21 protein-coding genes are annotated in these 17120 nt (G+C 53.5%); 10 read left to right on the top strand and 11 right to left on the bottom strand.

From position 1 onward, the window contains the following. Window positions 1–30 precede the first annotated feature (30 nt). Window positions 31–813 carry a zinc dependent phospholipase C family protein gene (locus VA597_RS13710; protein ID WP_164919075.1) on the top strand — a complete coding sequence of 261 codons (783 nt, stop codon included), beginning with the start codon at window positions 31–33 and terminating at the stop codon, window positions 811–813. 203 nt (window positions 814–1016) lie between these two features. Here VA597_RS13710 and VA597_RS13705 read toward each other — a convergent pair whose 3' ends face one another. The 3 genes from VA597_RS13705 to VA597_RS13695 all read right to left on the bottom strand — a co-directional run bounded on the left by VA597_RS13705 (window position 1017) and on the right by VA597_RS13695 (window position 1984). Continuing rightward, on the bottom strand, window positions 1017–1244 hold the full coding sequence (locus tag VA597_RS13705; protein WP_128743422.1) for a hypothetical protein: 228 nt from the start codon (window positions 1242–1244) through the stop codon (window positions 1017–1019). Between the two features lie 165 nt (window positions 1245–1409). After that, complete coding sequence (locus VA597_RS13700) at window positions 1410–1760, bottom strand: VOC family protein (RefSeq protein WP_128743420.1); 351 nt, start codon at window positions 1758–1760, stop codon at window positions 1410–1412. A gap of 17 nt (window positions 1761–1777) precedes the next feature. After that, entirely contained in the window at window positions 1778–1984 is a 207-nt protein-coding gene (locus tag VA597_RS13695; protein ID WP_128743418.1) for a hypothetical protein, read from the bottom strand. Window positions 1985–2056: 72 nt separating this feature from the next. Between VA597_RS13695 and VA597_RS13690 the strand changes: the two genes are divergently transcribed. After that, window positions 2057–3874, top strand: coding sequence for a tetratricopeptide repeat-containing glycosyltransferase family 2 protein (locus VA597_RS13690; protein WP_128743416.1), 1818 nt, complete (start codon window positions 2057–2059; stop codon window positions 3872–3874). On the opposite strand, the gene VA597_RS13685 is transcribed toward VA597_RS13690, so the two are convergent. The 3 genes from VA597_RS13685 to VA597_RS13675 form a co-directional block, all read right to left on the bottom strand. Beyond that, the gene (locus VA597_RS13685; protein WP_128743414.1) at window positions 3861–4856 is read right to left on the bottom strand and encodes an asparaginase; all 996 of its coding nucleotides are present in this window, start codon (window positions 4854–4856) and stop codon (window positions 3861–3863) included. The genes VA597_RS13690 and VA597_RS13685 overlap by 14 nt on opposite strands. A 58-nt stretch (window positions 4857–4914) precedes the next feature. After that, window positions 4915–5343: a DUF3842 family protein gene (locus VA597_RS13680; protein ID WP_128743413.1), complete on the bottom strand. Its 429-nt coding sequence runs from the start codon at window positions 5341–5343 to the stop codon at window positions 4915–4917. Window positions 5344–5600: 257 nt separating this feature from the next. Beyond that, complete coding sequence (locus tag VA597_RS13675) at window positions 5601–5978, bottom strand: NifB/NifX family molybdenum-iron cluster-binding protein (protein WP_442861462.1); 378 nt, start codon at window positions 5976–5978, stop codon at window positions 5601–5603. Between the two features lie 282 nt (window positions 5979–6260). Here VA597_RS13675 and VA597_RS13670 point away from each other — a divergent pair, with 282 nt between their 5' ends. Beyond that, entirely contained in the window at window positions 6261–7079 is an 819-nt protein-coding gene (locus tag VA597_RS13670) for an undecaprenyl-diphosphate phosphatase (protein WP_128743411.1), read from the top strand. Between the two features lie 151 nt (window positions 7080–7230). Here the strand turns inward: VA597_RS13670 and VA597_RS13665 are convergent, their stop codons facing one another. Continuing rightward, window positions 7231–8667 carry an alanine/glycine:cation symporter family protein gene (locus VA597_RS13665; protein ID WP_128743409.1) on the bottom strand — a complete coding sequence of 479 codons (1437 nt, stop codon included), beginning with the start codon at window positions 8665–8667 and terminating at the stop codon, window positions 7231–7233. A gap of 75 nt (window positions 8668–8742) precedes the next feature. Here VA597_RS13665 and VA597_RS13660 point away from each other — a divergent pair, with 75 nt between their 5' ends. Beyond that, entirely contained in the window at window positions 8743–9045 is a 303-nt protein-coding gene (locus tag VA597_RS13660; protein WP_128743407.1) for a hypothetical protein, read from the top strand. Here VA597_RS13660 and VA597_RS13655 read toward each other — a convergent pair. The 4 genes from VA597_RS13655 to VA597_RS13640 all read right to left on the bottom strand — a co-directional run bounded on the left by VA597_RS13655 (window position 9029) and on the right by VA597_RS13640 (window position 11651). Beyond that, complete coding sequence (locus tag VA597_RS13655) at window positions 9029–9265, bottom strand: FeoA family protein (RefSeq protein ID WP_128743406.1); 237 nt, start codon at window positions 9263–9265, stop codon at window positions 9029–9031. The two genes, VA597_RS13660 and VA597_RS13655, sit on opposite strands and share 17 nt — an antisense overlap. A gap of 297 nt (window positions 9266–9562) precedes the next feature. Continuing rightward, window positions 9563–9742, bottom strand: coding sequence for a hypothetical protein (locus VA597_RS13650; RefSeq protein ID WP_128743404.1), 180 nt, complete (start codon window positions 9740–9742; stop codon window positions 9563–9565). Window positions 9743–9974: 232 nt separating this feature from the next. Continuing rightward, complete coding sequence (locus VA597_RS13645; protein WP_128743402.1) at window positions 9975–10742, bottom strand: sulfite exporter TauE/SafE family protein; 768 nt, start codon at window positions 10740–10742, stop codon at window positions 9975–9977. 132 nt (window positions 10743–10874) lie between these two features. Then, window positions 10875–11651, bottom strand: coding sequence for an IclR family transcriptional regulator (locus VA597_RS13640; protein WP_128743400.1), 777 nt, complete (start codon window positions 11649–11651; stop codon window positions 10875–10877). A 243-nt stretch (window positions 11652–11894) separates the two neighbouring features. Between VA597_RS13640 and VA597_RS13635 the strand changes: the two genes are divergently transcribed. The 6 genes from VA597_RS13635 (at window position 11895) to gctB (ending at window position 17114) form a co-directional block, all read left to right on the top strand. After that, entirely contained in the window at window positions 11895–13076 is a 1182-nt protein-coding gene (locus tag VA597_RS13635; RefSeq protein WP_128743398.1) for an acetyl-CoA C-acetyltransferase, read from the top strand. 383 nt (window positions 13077–13459) lie between these two features. After that, window positions 13460–13723, top strand: a complete 264-nt coding sequence (locus tag VA597_RS13630) for a hypothetical protein (RefSeq protein ID WP_164919074.1) — start codon at window positions 13460–13462, stop codon at window positions 13721–13723. Window positions 13724–13772: 49 nt separating this feature from the next. Then, complete coding sequence (locus tag VA597_RS13625) at window positions 13773–14159, top strand: biotin/lipoyl-containing protein (protein WP_128743394.1); 387 nt, start codon at window positions 13773–13775, stop codon at window positions 14157–14159. Window positions 14160–14171: 12 nt separating this feature from the next. Further along, on the top strand, window positions 14172–15314 hold the full coding sequence (locus tag VA597_RS13620; protein ID WP_128743393.1) for a sodium ion-translocating decarboxylase subunit beta: 1143 nt from the start codon (window positions 14172–14174) through the stop codon (window positions 15312–15314). A 46-nt stretch (window positions 15315–15360) separates the two neighbouring features. Next, a complete protein-coding gene (gene gctA, locus VA597_RS13615; protein ID WP_128743391.1) occupies window positions 15361–16323 on the top strand; it encodes a glutaconate CoA-transferase subunit A in 963 nt (320 codons plus the stop codon). Next, window positions 16323–17114: a glutaconate CoA-transferase subunit B gene (gctB, locus tag VA597_RS13610; RefSeq protein WP_128744329.1), complete on the top strand. Its 792-nt coding sequence runs from the start codon at window positions 16323–16325 to the stop codon at window positions 17112–17114. Before gctA ends, gctB begins: the two co-directional genes overlap by 1 nt. Window positions 17115–17120: the final 6 nt, after the last annotated feature.

Here is a 17120-nt window from a genome sequence, read left to right as displayed (position 1 = left end):
GTTGAGTCCAAAACGGGGGGAGGGAAGAGCTTGCCTGGACTTTACGCGCATTTTTTGTTTGGACTGAAGGTTAAGGATCTGCTTCCTGAGGAATTGACTCACGTGATCGAAAATCATAAGGAAGAATATCTTCTGGGCCTTCAGGGCCCGGATCTCCTGTTCTACTATCATCCTCTGCGGAGAAAGCCGGTCACGGGAGTAAAGATCCATTGGGAACCGGCCTCCGGCTTTCTGAAAAACGCGGTCTGCGTCCTTCGGGAAGACGGCGACGAGGGCGGGCTTGCCTACATAATCGGCTTTATCTGTCACTTTACGCTCGACAGCGGCTGCCATCCGGTCATTCGAGATTTTATGCAGCAGGACGGTTTATCCCATGCCGCCATTGAAGCGGAGTTTGACCGTCTGCTGATGCGCCGCCAGAAAATCGATCCGGACCGTTTTTCGCCGAAACCGCTGATCCCGAAGGGGAGCGGTGCCACAGCCTGTGCCGAGCCGTTTTATCCGGATGCGGTCCGCAGGCAGCTCGACCGCAGTCTGCTGTCCATGCGGTGCTGTCTTTCTATTCTTTATTCACCCAGAAAGACATGGAAACGGATGCTGAAGGTTTTGATTTTTATCGCGGGGTTTTCCAAGAAGGGAAAGGGACTGGTCGCGGGAGATGCGCCGGATCCGGAATGTTCCCAGGCGCTGGACCATCTGCTTTTCGTGTTTTCCGACGCTTTGGCCACGGCGCAGGAACAGATTGAAAATTTTCTCAGCGCGGTGGACGGAAACGCCCCGCTGAATGCCCGCTTTTCCAGGAATTTTGAATAAGATGTCATGATTTCCCCCGCAAAGGTTCGGCGGGGGATTTTTGCAGCCGGATTTATTATTGAAAAGGAACAAAAGGCGCATGGAATTATTTCCATGCGCCTTTTGCATTTTGTCTTTCTTTTTTAATTCGATTCCATATGATTGATTTAACTTTTCACTTTTATTGCCGGTCTGAAATCTCCTCAGGCTTTAAAGGTCTTCGCTTATTTCGTCCGGCTGTTCAGCGTATCTAAAAATTCACCCGCTGTTTTGCCGCTGGTCTTGACGGCCTGATATAATTCGGAGATTTCCTCCTTTTCCTTCCTGGCTAAAAGGGACTTTTTCTTTTCACGCGCAAGTGAAATCTTTTGTTTGTACGTTTCGATCTCGCTGTCAATTTTCTCAATCTGTTCGCCGATCGAGTCGGCTCCGGTTCTGCGGCCGCGAGGCATGGAAATTCCTCCTTATATTAAAATATCATTATCATCATTTTATACCGTTTTTTCCCATTCTATTCCGACACCTTTAATTTTTTTAAGAATTTATTTCCATGAATGACAGGAAAAACAATTTTAATAGAACCGGAACCGTTCGGATTTTGAGATTGTGTCCGCTTTTTATTTTTGAACGAGATGAAATGCGAATCCCGCTATATCGTTTTTGAGATAAATCAATTTCAGTTTGCCGCCGTCAAAATAAGCAGCCGAATTTTCATCGAATTCGATGCCTTTTGAGGCAAGGTAATTTCGGGCTTCCCCGATATCCGTGGTTTCAATCGCGATGTGACCGAGCCGTCCCGCTCCCTTTTTCTTCATAACTTCAATTTCCGGACTCGAAAAAATAGAAATCGGAGTTTCTGATTCCTCAAAGCCAAAAAGGTCCAGCAGCAGGTCCGCCGTTTTTTTGGCTTCCGGCTCATCCTGCATGTTCAGCCCAATATGTCTGACTTTAAATCCCAAATTCTTCAATGCCGTATTCTCCTTTTTTATTTTATTTCATCCCCGTCCAGGATACGGCCGCGGCAACGGTTGCGCTTTTCCGCCGGCAGGGCCACCGTTTGAAGCGACGGTTCATTATAACAGCATTTGTTGAAAAAATCAATTTCCCGTATGCTGTTTGACTGCCGGCCGCGAATCCTCTGCTCCGCCGTCAGTGGGTGGCGCGCGAACCCAAATCCGTTGTCACGTTCCATGAGTCAAAATCTTACTATACAGAGTAGAAAGCAGTTCAACCCGCGGAATCCGACAAAAACGGAGGTCTTGCTATGTCAGTCAGCCTTTGCATGATTGTGAAGAACGAGGAAGAAAATCTGGTCAGGTGTCTGGACAGCATAGAGGGCCTTGTCGGCGAAATCATCCTGGTGGACACCGGGTCCACGGACCGTACGGTGCCGATCGCCCGGCACTATGGAGCGAAAGTGTTCCGCCGGCCTTGGAGCGGCAGCTTTTCGGAGGCAAGGAATTTCGCGCTGTCCAAAGCGACCGGAACCTGGATTTTGATAATGGACGCGGACGATGAGCTGGAACCCGGGGACCGGGGAGCCCTGCTTGAGCTGGTCCGGGATCCGGACGGAGCCTCTGAGGTCTACTGCGGAAGAACGTTGAGCTATTCCGGGGACCGCGCGGACTGCAGCAATATTCTGGTCACGATGACCGTCCGGCTGATCCGGAATGGGAGGGGCTATTTTTACAGGGGCCGCGTGCATGAACAGCTTACCGGGGCGGGGGGGCCGCCGGGCATGACCGCCACGGAGATCAGGTTTTATCATTACGGGTATTTATCTTCTGAAATCGAAAAGAAAGAAAAACACCGCCGGAATATCGAGCTGATCCGGCGGGAATTGGAGGATGATCCGGAAAACGGCTTTATGCAGTTCAATTTGGGGAACGAATATCTGACCGTTGGGAAAGCGGAAGAGGCGATGGATTGCTACCGCGACAGCTACCGGACGCTGGAGCCGTCGCTGGGGTACGGCTCCATGCTGCTGACCCGGATGATTCTGTGCTGTGAGCAGCTCGGACGAACCGGGGAACAGTGCCGCTACATTCAGGAGGGCCTCGCCCTTTACCCGGAACTGCCGGATTTCGAGTATCTCCGGGCAAGCATGTTTCAGCGGCACGGAAAATTATTAAAAGCCATCCGTTCCTATCGGAAGTGTGTCCGTATGGGACCGCCTCCGCCCGACGGAAACAGCGTGCTCGGCGTATCCACCTTTAAACCCCACGACCGGCTTGCCGCGTTGTATGAGCGGCTCGGCGAGCGGAAGCTGGCCCTGCGTCACTGCCGCGAGGCAATCCGGTGCAATCCCAATGACCGGGAGGCCTTTTCCCGTATGATCAACCTTCTCCAAGAGGAAGGCTGCGGGCCCGACCGGCTGGAATCCCGTCTCCTGAGAATGGCTGAAAAAGACGTCTGCCCGATGCTCATTCTTTCGGACTTGTTCTACGACAGGAGGATGTTTCGCCAGGCCATGCAGTTTTCCATCCGCGCGAAACGATTGGCGCCGGAATGCCCCGCAGCCTGCTACGGCGAGGGAATCTGCCGGTTCTTTCTTGGGCAGTACCGGCGCGCGTTCCGCTGCCTGGAAGCGGCCCCCTGCCGCCGGACGAGCGGCGCCGCCTTCTTTCGCCAGCTCTGCGTTCTCCTCGGCCCCGCGGAGCTCCGGCGGAATACCGGGAAATTCGGGCCGGAACTGGAGAGGCCGGATTGTCTTGTCGCAGCAGCCTTCCGCCCGCTGCTGAAGGGAGAACCCTGTGCGCCGCTTCCGGCGGGCGAAGAAGTGTCCCAAGAGTATCTGGATTCCCTTTTCGGCCTGTTGGAAATCCTGCTGCGGGCCGGCCTTCTGAACGAATTTTTAAAGGCGCTGGAGCTTTTAAAGCCGATTCGGGGCGACGGTATCCTGCTCCGCCTTGGAAAACTGTATTGTAAATACGGTTATGCGAAGCTCGCTTCTCACGAATTGGAACGGGCAATCTGCGCCGGGGATCAAGTCGACGCGGAGGGCTTTTCCATTCTGAGCCGGATCCGGGCCGCGGAGGCAGGGCAGGGACGCGGCCGCAGCGGAGCGGCTACGCGGGACTGACTTCCCCGGCATAGCAGGTCGCGAAAATCCGCCTGATCTCTTCCGGTCGGCCGGTTTGTCCGAGAGCCCACATCAGTTTTGTGACGGCGGCCTCGGTCGTCATGTCGTAGGCCTGCAGCACGCCCGATTCCAGCGCTTTCTGCCCCGCCTGATAAATGGTGAAGTCGCTCCGTTCGTACAGGCATTGGCTGCATACGACAACGGTGATGCCGGACTGAACGACTTTATGAAGTTTGGAGATCAGATCGCGGCGGACAAAATTCAGTCCGCCCGCTCCGAACGCTTCGATCACAATCCCCTTGTACTTCATTTTGAGCAGCATGTCGAAAATTTCCGGATTCAGCCCCGGCGTCAGCTTGACCAGGATCACGCTGTCGCAGAGGCCGTCCATCAGCTGAAAATTTCCAGAAGGCTTTTGCAGGACGGCTTCATTCAGGTTCAGTCCCGTGGAATCCACAATGGCGGCGTAGGGACAATTCACGCTTTCGAAAGCGTCGAATCCCGTGGTGCGCACCTTGACCGCCCGTGTTCCCAGAATGATTTTGCGGTCAAAGGCCACAAAAACGCCCGTTCTGCCGCTGGCCGCCATGGCAAACGCACAGCGCAGATTTTCGATTCCGTCGGTCAGCGGATGCCGGATCGGGAGCTGTGAGCCGGTCAGCACGACAGGAATCGGAATGTTGCGGAGCATATAGGACAGAACGGATGCGGTATATGCCATGGTGTCCGTCCCGTGTGTTATGACAATACCGTCGTAGCGGCAGAAGGCACCGGCAATGGCCCTTGCCATTCCCTGCCATTCCTCCGGCTGGATGTTGGAGCTGTCCAGCTGATACAGATTCTCGATTTGTATCCGATGATTCGCGGCCAGCCCGCTCAGGTAGGCCGCGAATTGGTTTCCGTCCATTGCGGGCGCCAGACCTTCTTCGGTCGGTTCGGAGGCGATCGTGCCGCCCGTAGTCAGCAGGAGAATTTTTTTCATAAGGCTTTCGTTCCCTTCGGAAGACAAAAAATGACACGCGCGGGACCGTTTCGGAAGATTAAAACGAAACGGCGCATTTGCCCTGTGCCAGTTCCACTGTTTTTGAGACGGCGGATTCAATATACTTGGCCAAGGGCAGATCCGGTGTTCCGGCGATCGTGCAGTTGCATTTACTGACGGGGATCAGAATTTTTACCGCAGGGCTTTTTCCCACCGCCGCCGCCATGGCCGGCGTGATCTCCCCCAAAAGCGCGTCCGCGATCAGTATCCCGATTGGGCCAAGAATGAGATCGGCTCCGGAACTGCCGACAAGAACAGGATTTTCCCCCGTGGCCCCGGTGTCGGCGCCGGCCTTCAGCATAACGGACGTGGCGATGCTGTTTGTTCCGATCGCGGTGATCGGCTGGTTCGGCATGGCTTTTCGTAGCTGGGTAATCAGCTGTTTTCCAAGGCTGCCGCCCTGACCGTCGATAACAATGATATTCATAACTTTTCCTTTCTGCCGCCTTCCCGGCGGAAAGACCATCTTTCCGCAAAAAATTCCTGAGAGTCCGTTCGACTTTCCTCTCTATTTTATACCATAAAGAATCGGCACTTCAATCGTTTTTTGAATGGGAAACAAATAATTTCCGGCAAGGCTTGCCACACTGTGAAATTGCCTGGGTTAAGATTAAGCCGGAGGTCCCGCCAAAACAAAAGCCCGGGTGAACAGAAGGTGTTCACCCGGGCTTTTGCGGTATTCGGCTAGTGGCGGCTGTGCTCTTCGCAGGTGCTTTCAAATGTGTGCTCATGGCAGACGCTGCCGGACGATTCCAGTTTGCCTTCCAAATATTTTTCCACGTTTTCTCCGGCGTCTCCTTCCGCGCCGGATATCACCTCGATATTTTTTTCTTTGAAAATATCGGTTGCGCCGCCGCCGATCCCGCCGGTAATTACCGTTTTAGCGCCGAGCTTACTGAGAAAGTCCGGCAAAAAGCCGGGTTTGTGGCCGGGATTTTGATAGAATTGACGGCCCGAGACCTTTCCGTTTTCCACTGTGAAAAGTTCGAATCCCTGACAATGTCCAAAATGGACGGACACGTTTTTTCCGTCGCATGCGACCGCGATTTTCATCATCATCATACTCCTTTGGTTTTATTTTGCCGTAAGCTGCGTAGTATTTGATATGCCCGAACCCAGGTATTCCGGATGTGATTTCATCGTAACACGGTTATGGGCATATGTCAATAACTACTTCTTTAAGATAGGGAGGCGAATCCGCAATCTGAAACGACTTGATTTCCTTGCAATTCCTCAAAGAAAAAATTATAATAGAATCCTGAGTTTTCAGAAATGAGATGCGGCCGGATTTGGTTCGTTTCATGCGGATATTAATTTTATTGAAGAATAGGGGAATGGAATTCGATGGATCTTTTGAAAGCGGTGATCTTCGGCATCATAGAAGGGCTGACCGAATGGCTGCCGATCAGCAGCACGGGTCATATGATCCTGGCCAATGAATGGATCAAAATGGATTTGTCCGCGCAGTTTATGGAAATGTTTCTTGTCGTCATTCAGTTCGGTGCGATCCTGGCGGTGATTGTTTTATATTTCCATAAGCTGAATCCGTTTTCACGGCGGAAATCGCCGAGGCAGAAAAGAGAAACTCTGTCGCTCTGGGCGAAGGTCCTGTGCGCCTGTGTTCCCGCCGGAGTTATTGGGGTTTTGTTCGACGACCCGATCAACGCGGTTTTCTACAATTTCCAGACCGTCGCCGTTACGCTGATCCTTTACGGAATTCTGTTTATCGCGGTGGAAAACCGAAACCGCGGAAAGGTGCCGTCCATCCGGAATTTCACCGTGCTGTCTTACCGAACGGCTTTTTTCATCGGTATTTTCCAGGTGCTGTCGCTGATTCCGGGGACTTCCCGCTCCGGTGCGACGATTTTGGGAGCGATCTTGATCGGCGCCTCGCGGGAAATCGCGGCGGAGTTCACGTTCTTTCTGGCCATTCCTGTGATGCTGGGGGCAAGTCTGCTGAAAATGGCAAAGTTCGGGTTTGCCTACACCCAGATGGAGGCCGCCGTTTTGCTGTGCGGAATGGTGACGGCGTTCCTGGTCTCGATTTTTGCCATTCGCTTTCTGATGGGTTATATTAAAAAACATGATTTCAAACCGTTTGGTTATTACCGCATCGTCCTGGGGGCCGTTGTTCTGTTATATTTTGGTCTGGCTCATCATTAAAACAAAGCTTTTAAAACCTGGATCTCAAAAAAAGCCCTTTTGGCGAAGCTGCGGCTCCGGCAACCGGAACCGGGCATCCGGCTTACCGCATCAAAAACAGGCCCCCGAACCATAAAGTCCGGGGGCCTGTCTCGGCTCGGAAGACCGATCGTCAATCTGTTTCTTTTTGCAGTCTGGCTGATTTTCTGGCAAGGCGCTCCGGGGTCAGCACATTGTCCTGAAAATCAAAGGTTTCCTCAGCAATCACGCCGCTCAGGGCAATCAGGCTGATCAGGTTCGGAAACACCATCAGCCCGTTCATCACATCCGAGAAGTTCCACACGATTTCCAGCGATGTTGTCGCGCCGACAAAGGCGACGACGGAAAAGACTATGCGGTAGATATAGCAATATAGGGGTTTATGGACCAGATATTCCAGAGCTTTTTCCCCATGGTACTCCCAGCCGATGATCGTGGAGAAGGCGAACAAAGCGATCCCGACGGTGACGATCCATCCGCCGGCTTTTCCCATCACGGTGGAGAATGCCTGAATGGTCAGCGCGGCTCCGGTTACAATTTTGCCGTCCGCTCCGGTGGAACCGAGAACGCCCGACGACGCGATCGTCAGTCCGGTGATAGAGCAGACGACAATGGTGTCGAAGAAGGTGCCGGTCATGCTGATGTAACCCTGACGGGATGGGTGGTCGGTGGTGGCCGCCGCAGCCGAAATGGCGGCGGAGCCAAGCCCGGCCTCGTTGGAGAAAACGCCTCTCGCGCAGCCCCAGCGCATAGCCTGCATCATGCTGGCCGTAATGGTGCCGCCGACCCCGCCCGCGACCGCAGTGGGAGAGAACGCCATGCTGAAAATCTGCCCGATTCCGGAGGGGATATTTTTATAATTTGCTGCAACGCAGATTAAACCGCCAATGGTGTAGAAGACCGCCATGGTGGGAACCAGAATGGAAGATACCTTGGAGATGGAGGCGATTCCTCCGACCAGAATGATCAGCGCAAGAACGGCGATGACCAGCCCGGTGACCCAGGTCGGAACGTTGAACGTGCTGTGAACCGCATCCGAAATGGAATTCGCCTGCGTCATATTGCCGATGCCGAAAGAAGCGAGCACCGTGAAAAGGGCAAACAGAAATGCGAGCAGTTTGCCAACCCATTTGATCTTGAATCCATTCTTCATCGTATACATCGGGCCGCCGCTCATTTCGCCCTTTTCGTTCGTTTCGCGGAATTTGATGGCCAGCATGCACTCGCTGTATTTCGACGTCAGGCCGATAATGGCGCAGATCCACATCCAGACCAGCGCGCCGGGTCCGCCCAGAACCATGGCCGTAGCGACGCCAACGATATTTCCGGTCCCGATGGTCGCGGCCAGCGCTGTCATCAGCGCGGAAAACGGGGAGATATCTCCCATGCCCCGATTGGTTCTGCGGGCTTCTTTGCTCAGTACGGATTTCAGAGCATAGCCGAGATTCCTCCAGGGCAGAAATTTCAGCCTGACCGTGAGAAACAGCCCCGTACCGATCAGCAGAACCAGGAGAACCGGCCCCCAGACGAAACCGTCGACTTGTGAAAGAATGTTTGCGAAAGTTTCCATAAATTTTAACCCTTCTTTCTATTTGCACAACATCGGGTCCGCCTGATTCGGATACGGACTTCGGATGCCCTAAAAATGCCTGAATTGCGGTCGGCCATGCGCCGTTATAAAAAAATCCATAACGAAAGCCAGGCGCCATTGCCCGGCAGTGTTATGGATTTATTTATTTTCTTCAATATTATAATTTATTGTTTTAAAAAAGTAAAGTATAAATTTCAGCCTTCCGCATTTTCACACGGTGAGGCGAAGCAGACAGGCCGGTTTACGGGCGTACGGCTTATTGGCAGCAGGGCAAATCCGGGCGAGCAGGTTTTCGGAGGACGCCCCGGTTTGCCTGATTCAAACGGAATTGCCCTGTCGGTTATGCGTTCACCATGATTTTTGCGGACACGTCGGACCTGAGCGCGATCACGGCTCCGCGGATCAGATAAGCAACCGGATTTCCCGATGGACTTTGATAAAGCGATTCGATCTGTGTGCCGTCGATTAAACCGAGATCCAGCATGCGGCGCCTCGTGGTGCCGTCGGACAGCAGGGAAGTAACGCTGCCTTTGGCGCCGACCGGCAACTGGTTCAGGGGAATTTCTCTTCGTTTCATTTCAATTTGCCTCCGTATATTTTCGCAGATAGCGGTCGATGAATTTGTTTCACTAGACTAATCTATGGTTCTTTCTCTGAATGTGTTACGTTTTTTGAATCATGACAAAGAAAGGGGGCCCGACAATGCGAAACAAAGATAAGAGGATGGAGGAGTATTTGAATTTGTTTTTGGAATGCTGTTTCCGGGAGAAAAGCAGAAATAAAAACGCCCCGCCTTTGATCGGACGGGACCGTTACTGCCTTTGTTCCGGAGAACCTTGAAAACGCGGCAAAACGACGCAGAGATACATCACAATTAATTGGAGGAGCCCATGTCCTTATCGATCAAATGATTAATATAAGCATTCAGGCTCATGCCGAGAGCCTCGGCGTGCGCCTTTATTTCCGCTTTTCGGCCTTTTTTTACCCGAAAGATCACGTCGTCAAGTTTCTGTAAATATTTCTTGGTCGCCTTTTCCCTGGCTTTGCTTACCATGCTTAACACCTCTATGCCTAATATATCGACTATATTAATAAATACTTAATAGGGTTAAATAAATTTATGGGTGTTTTTAAATCACATTTCCATTCGCATCTTTATGCCTGCGGAAAAATAAAACAGGGAAAATCTGCCGTTTATGTTGAATCAGAAACAGGCCTCCCGTTTCTCGGTGCTTGCACCGGTGCGGGAGGCCTGCGGATCTGCCGTATGATGTATCTGTAAACCGTTAGCCGAACATGTCAAAAATAAGCTTTGAAAATAAAAATACCAGCACGAGGAGCATCACCGGCCGGATGAATTTCGCTCCCTTCCTGATTGCGAGCCCGGAGCCGATCCAATGGCCCGCGATAGAACAGGCAGCCGCAGGAACCGCCAGATGATACTGGACGGTTCCCGCCGCGATGAACGTGGTGAGCGCCGCCAGATTGGAAGCCAGGCTGACCACTTTTGTATTGCCGCATGAGGTTTTCATATCGAATCCGAGAACAGCGGTAAAAGCCAGGATCAGCAAAGTGCCCGACCCGGGCCCGAAAAATCCGTCGTAAGCGCCGATTGTGAATCCGATTATCGCTGAAAGCAGAATCGCATGATGACGCGGAATCCGGTCGAAAGTATTCACGTCCGCTTTTTTCCGTTCCTGCAGGAACAGGAACACAGCTGCCGTGGGCAGCAGGATCAGCATCGCCATGCGAAGTGCGTGATCGTCCAGAAACAAGGTCAGCCTGGCTCCGAGGAAGGAGCCAGCCAAGGCGGCGGACGCGGCAACGGATGCGGTCCGCAAGTGAATATTCCCGCTGCGCAGAAATCTGCCGGTGGAAAACAGCATCCCTGCGCAGGAGGAAAACTTGTTGGAACCCAAACAGACATGCGCCGGAAGCCCGGCCAGGTAGTACGCCGGAAGAGAGATAAGCCCTCCTCCGCCGGCGATGGCATCGACTAAACCTGCCAGAAAAACAAGAAGGCAAATCATAACGGTTTGCTGTAAAGTGGTCATAATATCTCCCCAAAATAAGCCAAACGATTGGCAAAGTCGCGGTTGGCCGGGCGGATCATAAGGCCGCCGCCCGCAGGCAAAATCCGGACGGCGTGATCATGGCTCCGGAAGGCAGCGTATCACAATATCCGGCTATTCCTTTTGATATCTGCCCGAGGCACTTTCCACATATCCAAGATGATAGGAAAGTTCCTGCGCGCATTGCTTTACATCGTTTTTGAAAACCTCAATCCGTTTTTCGTCGGCGCGGGAGACTGGAGCGATCAGCCCCATGGAAGCGACGGCGGTTCCGTCCCTGCTGAAAACGGGCGCGCCGACCCCCACGGCGCCTGGAATATATTCCCCGCAGGATACGGCGATTCCCTCCCTGCGGATTTTTTCCAAATCCTCTGCCAGCGTTTTCGGATCGGTGATCGTATTGTCTGCGTGCCGGCTGAGCCCATGGTCAATGAAGTCGCGGATAAAGGAATCCGGCTGGTGGGCAAGAAGCGATTTTCTGATTGCCCCGCAGTGCAGATCGACTTCGGAGCCGAATTTTTCGATTACCTTCAAATTGTTCGGCCCCTCCACTTTTTCAAGCACCAGGCCTTTAAAACCGGCCACAATGACAAGGAAAGTGTCTTCCATCGTCATGGCGGAGAGTTTTTTTAGAATGGGCGGGGCCGCATCCTGCAGTCTTACATTGCGCGTTGCCGCCATTCCGAGTGAAATCAGCGCCGGGCCCAACTGATAGAGATGAGTCTTTTCATCGCGTTTGACATAGTTTTTAGAACAGAAAGTCTGAAGGATACGATGAATGGTGCTGGGGGGCAGGTCGAGAGCTTCCGACAGTTCGGCGAGAGAGAATGATTTTTCCGGTTCTTTCAGGGCCTCTAAAACGTCCATTGCCCGGATCAGGCTTTGTATCATGATTCATTACCTTTCTGTGTTTATGTTCTTTATTAAAAAAGTATAACTCACAATTCCTTATGATGCAATTCATTTCGGAATCACTGGAATCATTTCATAAAAAATAGCTGCTTTCGTTGACAGAGAGGCAGAACAATGCTATCATAGATGACATATATTTCGGTATACAAAATAAATACCATTTGTCGTCTGCCGTCGGGATGAAACCCGGCGGGGATGACGATGAAAACGGAGGTACGAAAAATGTCCAGGAAAGTAGTTTTGGCAGGAGCCGTAAGGACGGCCGTGGGAAAAATGGGAGGGGCCCTCTCCAACGTTCCGGCTTCAACGCTGGGATCTCTTGTGATCCGGGAGGCGCTGAACCGTTCCGGAGTCGCTCCGGAACAGGTGGACGAAGTGCTGATGGGATGCGTCATTCAGGCCGGGCTGGGGCAGAATGTCGTTCGTCAGGCTTCCATGTTCGCCGGCATCCCGGAAACGGTCCCGGCTTCAACGCTGAACAATGTCTGCGGTTCCGGCCTGAAAAGCGTCAATCTTGCCGCGGCTCTGGTTGAAACCGGCGAAGCGGACGTTGTTGTGGCCGGCGGCATGGAGAATATGTCCATGGCGCCGTTTGCGGTCTCAAAAGCGCGTTTCGGATACCGCATGAACAACGGGGTCCTGGAGGACCTGATGATCAAGGATGCCCTTTGGGATGCCTTCAACGATTACCATATGGGGATAACAGCCGAAAATGTCGCGGAACGGTATGGCATTACCCGCGAAATGCAGGATGAATTTGCAGCTTCGAGCCAGCAGAAGGCCGAAAAAGCCATTGCGGAAAAGCGTTTCCGCGAAGAGATTGTCCCGGTGGAAGTAAAAACAAGAAAAGAGACTTTGACGTTCGACACGGACGAAGGGCCCCGCGCCGGAGTGACAAAGGAGAGCCTTGCCAGGCTGAAGCCGGCGTTCAAGCCCGGCGGCACAGTGACGGCCGGCAACGCTTCCGGCATCAATGACGGGGCGGCGGCCGTGGTCGTAATGAGCGAGAACAAGGCCAGGGAACTGGGCGTGACCCCGATGGCTTACTGGATTGCGGGGCAGTCCGCAGGGGTGGATCCAGCCTATATGGGGATCGGACCGGCTTTCAGCACGAAAAAAATTATGGAAAAAACCGGCCTGACTGTTGACGATATGGATCTGATTGAACTGAATGAGGCGTTTGCCGCCCAATCCATTGCCGTATGCAGGCTCCTGAACCTGGACCTTTCCAGAGTCAACGTGAATGGCGGCGCCATTGCCATCGGCCACCCGGTCGGCGCTTCCGGGTGCAGGATCTTTGTCACTCTGCTTCATGAAATGCAGCGCAGGAAATCAAATTACGGGCTCGCGGCCCTTTGCATCGGCGGCGGAATGGGTGTCTCCGCGATTGTTCAGCGCATATAGCATGTCGTCAGTTTGCCAAAGAACGATTAGGCTAGGCGAAATCATACAAAGCTCACGGTCCATTTAAAGGTTCAGCGATGAAGCAAAATTGCGCCGCAATTTTGCTTCATTTGCTTTACCGGTAATTTGTATCGTTGATATACGATAAAAAAATTTGCTTTTTTTCTAAATTGTTATGATATTTGTCTGCCGACTCAATATAATAGATACAAGCGGGGAAGAATATGGAATTTATTCTGTATGATGGAATTATACTGTATAATTGAAATTGGTTCCGTATCATGAAATTATTCTGCTGAAATTCAGAGACGCGGTCAAAAAACATATTGCATGACTGGAATAGATTCCATATTATGAAAACTTGTGATTGGAGGTTTGGCGTTATGTGGACGGAATCGAACATGAGTTTTATTCAGTCGCTGGCGGTTTTTGGAATGGGATTTTGTGTCGTGTTTCTTATCCTGATCATTCTGGCGCTTGCGATCATGGTCTTTTCTAGGATATTTTCCACAAAAGAATCCGCAGGGCAGACGCCGGCGGAAGAAAAAAAAGAAGACGATATTCTGGCGGTCCTGATTGCGGCGGTCAGCGAGGAAGTGAATTTGCCGATAGACCGTTTCCGGATCACGGGGTTCCGGGAAATCTGAATGTTTGAAGCAAACCGCCCGGCATTAAATTGTGAGGAGAAGAGAGTTTATGAAATACATAGTTACCCTGAACGGCAAAAGATATGAGGTGGAAGTCGAAAAAGAGGAGAGCGGGTTCAATCCCCTTCCGAGGTCCGCAGGTGCGTTTCCGGCAGCCCGGCCGGTTCCCGCTCCGGCCCCGGCCGCTCCGCAGGCTCCGGCGCCCGCGGCGGCTTCCGCCGGATCCTGGGATGTGACAAGCCCCATGCCTGGTTCGATTCTGGACGTCAGGGTTTCCGCCGGCGACGCCGTCAAGGAGGGACAGGTGCTGCTTTTGCTGGAAGCCATGAAGATGGAAAACGAAATCGTCTCGCCCCGCGACGGGACGGTCGCCGCCGTTCCGGTGAAAAAGGGCGACATGGTGGATACCGACCAGACCCTTGTAACTTTGAAATAAGGAGGCTTCCCTATGAATTTTTTTTCCGTTATGGGGACGCTTCTCAAGGAATCCGGCTTCGCGGCGTTTACCTGGCAGAGCGGGGTCATGATCCTGATTTCCTTTGTCCTCATGTATCTTGCGATTGCTAAAAAGTTTGAGCCTTTGCTTTTGCTTCCGATCGCCTTCGGAATGTTCCTTGCCAACCTTCCGCTCTCGGGAATCATGACGGAAGCGACCCCGTGGTACCGTTCCGGTTTGATCAGCATCATTTATTACGGAATCAAAAGCGATCTGTTTCCGTGCCTGATCTTCATGGGGGTGGGGGCGATGACCGATTTCGGGCCGCTGATCGCGTACCCCGTCAGCCTGCTTCTCGGCGCGGCGGCTCAGTTCGGAGTCTATGTGGCGTTCATCCTCGCCAACGCGACAGGGCTGTTCACTCCGGCGCAGGCTGCGGCAATCGGCATTATCGGCGGCGCGGACGGCCCGACTTCCATTTTTCTCGCGAACAACCTTGCGCCGACTCTGGTCGCGCCGATCGCGGTGGCCGCCTATTCGTATATGGCGCTGATCCCTCTGATCCAGCCGCCGATCATGCGTCTGCTGACGACAAAAAAAGAGCGGGCCGTCAAAATGGGCCAGCTCCGAAAGGTCGGCAAAACGGAGAAGATTGTTTTCCCGGTGTTCGTCGTTCTGCTGTGCGTGCTGCTTCTGCCGTCCGTGGCGCCGCTGATCGGCATGCTGATGCTGGGCAACCTCTTCCGCGAATCCGGTGTGGTGGAACGGCTTTCACAAACGGCCCAGAACGAGCTGTGCAATATTGTGACGATTATGCTGGGGCTCAGCGTGGGAGCGACCGCGAACGGGGAGCTTTTCCTGCGCGCTCAGACCCTGGCGATCATCGCGATGGGGCTGATCGCTTTCAGCTTCTCCACAGCGGGCGGTCTGCTGCTCGGCAAGCTCCTTTATCTCATCACCCACGGCAAAGTCAACCCGCTGATCGGTTCCGCCGGCGTTTCCGCCGTGCCGATGGCCGCCCGCGTGTCCCAGGTGGAGGGCCGGAAGGCGAACCCGGCCAATTTCCTTCTGATGCACGCGATGGGTCCCAATGTGGCCGGGGTGATCGGAACGGCTGTCGCCGCGGGATTTTTTATGATGGTTTTCGGTAAGTAAACCGTTCAATATACCATTTTACAAATCATTTTAGGAGGTCTTTGGCTTGGGAAAAATATATTCCTTGTCAGACGCGATTTCAGAGTTTGTTCATGACGGCGATCATCTGGTCATCGGCGGTTTTACGACGGACCGCAAACCGTATGCCGCCGTCGATGAAATCCTTCGGCAGGGGCAGAAGGATTTCATCGGGGAAAGCGGCCCGGCCGGCGGGGACTGGGATATGCTGATCGGGGAAGGGCGCGTGAAAGCGTTCAATAACTGCTACATAGCCAATTCCGGTTTTACCAACGTCTGCCGCCGCTTCCGCAAGGCCGTGGAAGAGGGCAGGCTTCTGGTGGAGGACTATTCCCAGGATGTCCTGATGCTGCAGCTTCACGCCGCCTCCCTGGGCCTTCCCTATCTTCCGGTCCGTCTGATGATGGGTTCCGACCTGGTCGACAAATGGGGCATCAGCAAGGAGGAACGGCAGAAGATCGACAAGCTGCCGAACGATAAATTCGTGATTCAGGACGACCCCTTCCACCCCGGACACAAAGTGGTCCTCTGTCCGGTCCCCGAGATCGACACCGCGGTTATCCACGTCCAGACGGCTTCTCCGGACGGCACATGCCGGATCGTCGGCGATGAATTCCACGACGTTGACATCGCCGTTGCCTCCAAGCACTGCGTCGTCACGTGCGAAGAGATCGTCAGCAACGAAGAGATCCGCAGGGAACCGGAGAAAAACTCCATCCCGGGCTTCTGCGTGGACGCGGTTGTTCTGGCGCCTTACGGCGCGCATCCCTCCCAGTGCTACGGGAGGTACGACTACGACAAAGAGTACTTTAAGGAGTATGACAAGGCGAGCAGGACCGACGAGGATTTCAAAGCGTTCCTGGACAAATGGGTTTACGGCGTGAAGGACCACGGCGAATATCTGAACAGGCTCGGAGCGGTGCGCCTGGCGAAACTGAAGGCTGTTCCCGGTTTTGGGTATGCGGTTGACATGACCAAGGAGGGCAAATGATGGCTGATTATACAAATTACACCAACAAGGAAATGCAGGCGGTTACCATTGCGAAATCGATCCGCGACGGTCAGGTCGTCATCGTCGGGACAGGGCTTCCGCTGATCGGCGCTTCCCTCGCGAAGCGCGTTTACGCGCCGAAATGCAACCTGATCGTGGAAAGCGGCCTGATGGACTGCTCCCCGATCGAGGTGCCACGCAGCGTGGGCGACTGCCGCTTTATGGCGCACTGCGCCGTCCAGTGGCCGAACATCCGCTTCATCGGCTTTGAGGCGAACGAGTGGCTGCACGGCACGGACCGCCTGATCGCGTTTATTGGCGGCGCGCAGATCGACCCCTACGGCAACGTGAACTCCACCTGCATCGGCGACTACCACCATCCGGCCACCCGTTTCACGGGCAGCGGCGGCGCGAATGGGATTTCCACCTATTCCAATACGATCATCATGATGCAGCATGAAAAACGCCGCTTTATGAACCAGATCGACTATGTCACCAGCCCCGGGTGGATCGACGGGCCGGACGGGCGCGCGAAAAAGCATCTTCCGACCAACCGCGGGCCGCAGATGGTCGTGACGGACCGCGGCGTCATGAAATTTGACGAGAAGACCAAACGCATGTATCTGGCCGGCTATTATCCGACTTCTTCCCCGGAGGACGTCCTTGAGAACACCGGCTTTGAAATCGATGTGTCCAAGGCGGTCCGGCTGGAAGCTCCGGACCCGGAAGTCATCCGCATGATCCGGGAAGAGATCGATCCGGGCCAGGCGTTCATCAAGGTTCCCCAGTGAGCAGAG

Source organism: Caproicibacter sp. BJN0012, assembly GCF_035986805.1.
Classification (GTDB): Bacteria; Bacillota; Clostridia; order Oscillospirales; family Acutalibacteraceae; genus Caproicibacter.
The sequence above is the reverse complement of the archived record's forward strand: the minus strand, read 5'-3'. Positions and strand labels throughout refer to the sequence as shown.

Excerpts from the sequence above, each read along its gene's own strand:
- gctB (WP_128744329.1), top strand. The coding sequence starts at position 16,323 with ATGGCTGATTATACAAATTACACCAACAAGGAAATGCAGGCGGTTACC.
- VA597_RS13620 (WP_128743393.1), top strand. The coding sequence starts at position 14,172 with ATGAATTTTTTTTCCGTTATGGGGACGCTTCTCAAGGAATCCGGCTTC.
- VA597_RS13670 (WP_128743411.1), top strand. The coding sequence starts at position 6,261 with ATGGATCTTTTGAAAGCGGTGATCTTCGGCATCATAGAAGGGCTGACC.
- VA597_RS13640 (WP_128743400.1), bottom strand. The coding sequence starts at position 11,651 with ATGATACAAAGCCTGATCCGGGCAATGGACGTTTTAGAGGCCCTGAAA.
- VA597_RS13695 (WP_128743418.1), bottom strand. The coding sequence starts at position 1,984 with ATGGAACGTGACAACGGATTTGGGTTCGCGCGCCACCCACTGACGGCG.
- VA597_RS13660 (WP_128743407.1), top strand. The coding sequence starts at position 8,743 with ATGCCTGAATTGCGGTCGGCCATGCGCCGTTATAAAAAAATCCATAAC.
- VA597_RS13705 (WP_128743422.1), bottom strand. The coding sequence starts at position 1,244 with ATGCCTCGCGGCCGCAGAACCGGAGCCGACTCGATCGGCGAACAGATT.
- VA597_RS13690 (WP_128743416.1), top strand. The coding sequence starts at position 2,057 with ATGTCAGTCAGCCTTTGCATGATTGTGAAGAACGAGGAAGAAAATCTG.
- VA597_RS13685 (WP_128743414.1), bottom strand. The coding sequence starts at position 4,856 with ATGAAAAAAATTCTCCTGCTGACTACGGGCGGCACGATCGCCTCCGAA.
- VA597_RS13675 (WP_442861462.1), bottom strand. The coding sequence starts at position 5,978 with ATGATGATGATGAAAATCGCGGTCGCATGCGACGGAAAAAACGTGTCC.
- VA597_RS13665 (WP_128743409.1), bottom strand. The coding sequence starts at position 8,667 with ATGGAAACTTTCGCAAACATTCTTTCACAAGTCGACGGTTTCGTCTGG.
- VA597_RS13630 (WP_164919074.1), top strand. The coding sequence starts at position 13,460 with ATGTGGACGGAATCGAACATGAGTTTTATTCAGTCGCTGGCGGTTTTT.
- VA597_RS13625 (WP_128743394.1), top strand. The coding sequence starts at position 13,773 with ATGAAATACATAGTTACCCTGAACGGCAAAAGATATGAGGTGGAAGTC.
- VA597_RS13645 (WP_128743402.1), bottom strand. The coding sequence starts at position 10,742 with ATGACCACTTTACAGCAAACCGTTATGATTTGCCTTCTTGTTTTTCTG.
- VA597_RS13635 (WP_128743398.1), top strand. The coding sequence starts at position 11,895 with ATGTCCAGGAAAGTAGTTTTGGCAGGAGCCGTAAGGACGGCCGTGGGA.
- VA597_RS13650 (WP_128743404.1), bottom strand. The coding sequence starts at position 9,742 with ATGGTAAGCAAAGCCAGGGAAAAGGCGACCAAGAAATATTTACAGAAA.
- VA597_RS13655 (WP_128743406.1), bottom strand. The coding sequence starts at position 9,265 with ATGAAACGAAGAGAAATTCCCCTGAACCAGTTGCCGGTCGGCGCCAAA.
- VA597_RS13680 (WP_128743413.1), bottom strand. The coding sequence starts at position 5,343 with ATGAATATCATTGTTATCGACGGTCAGGGCGGCAGCCTTGGAAAACAG.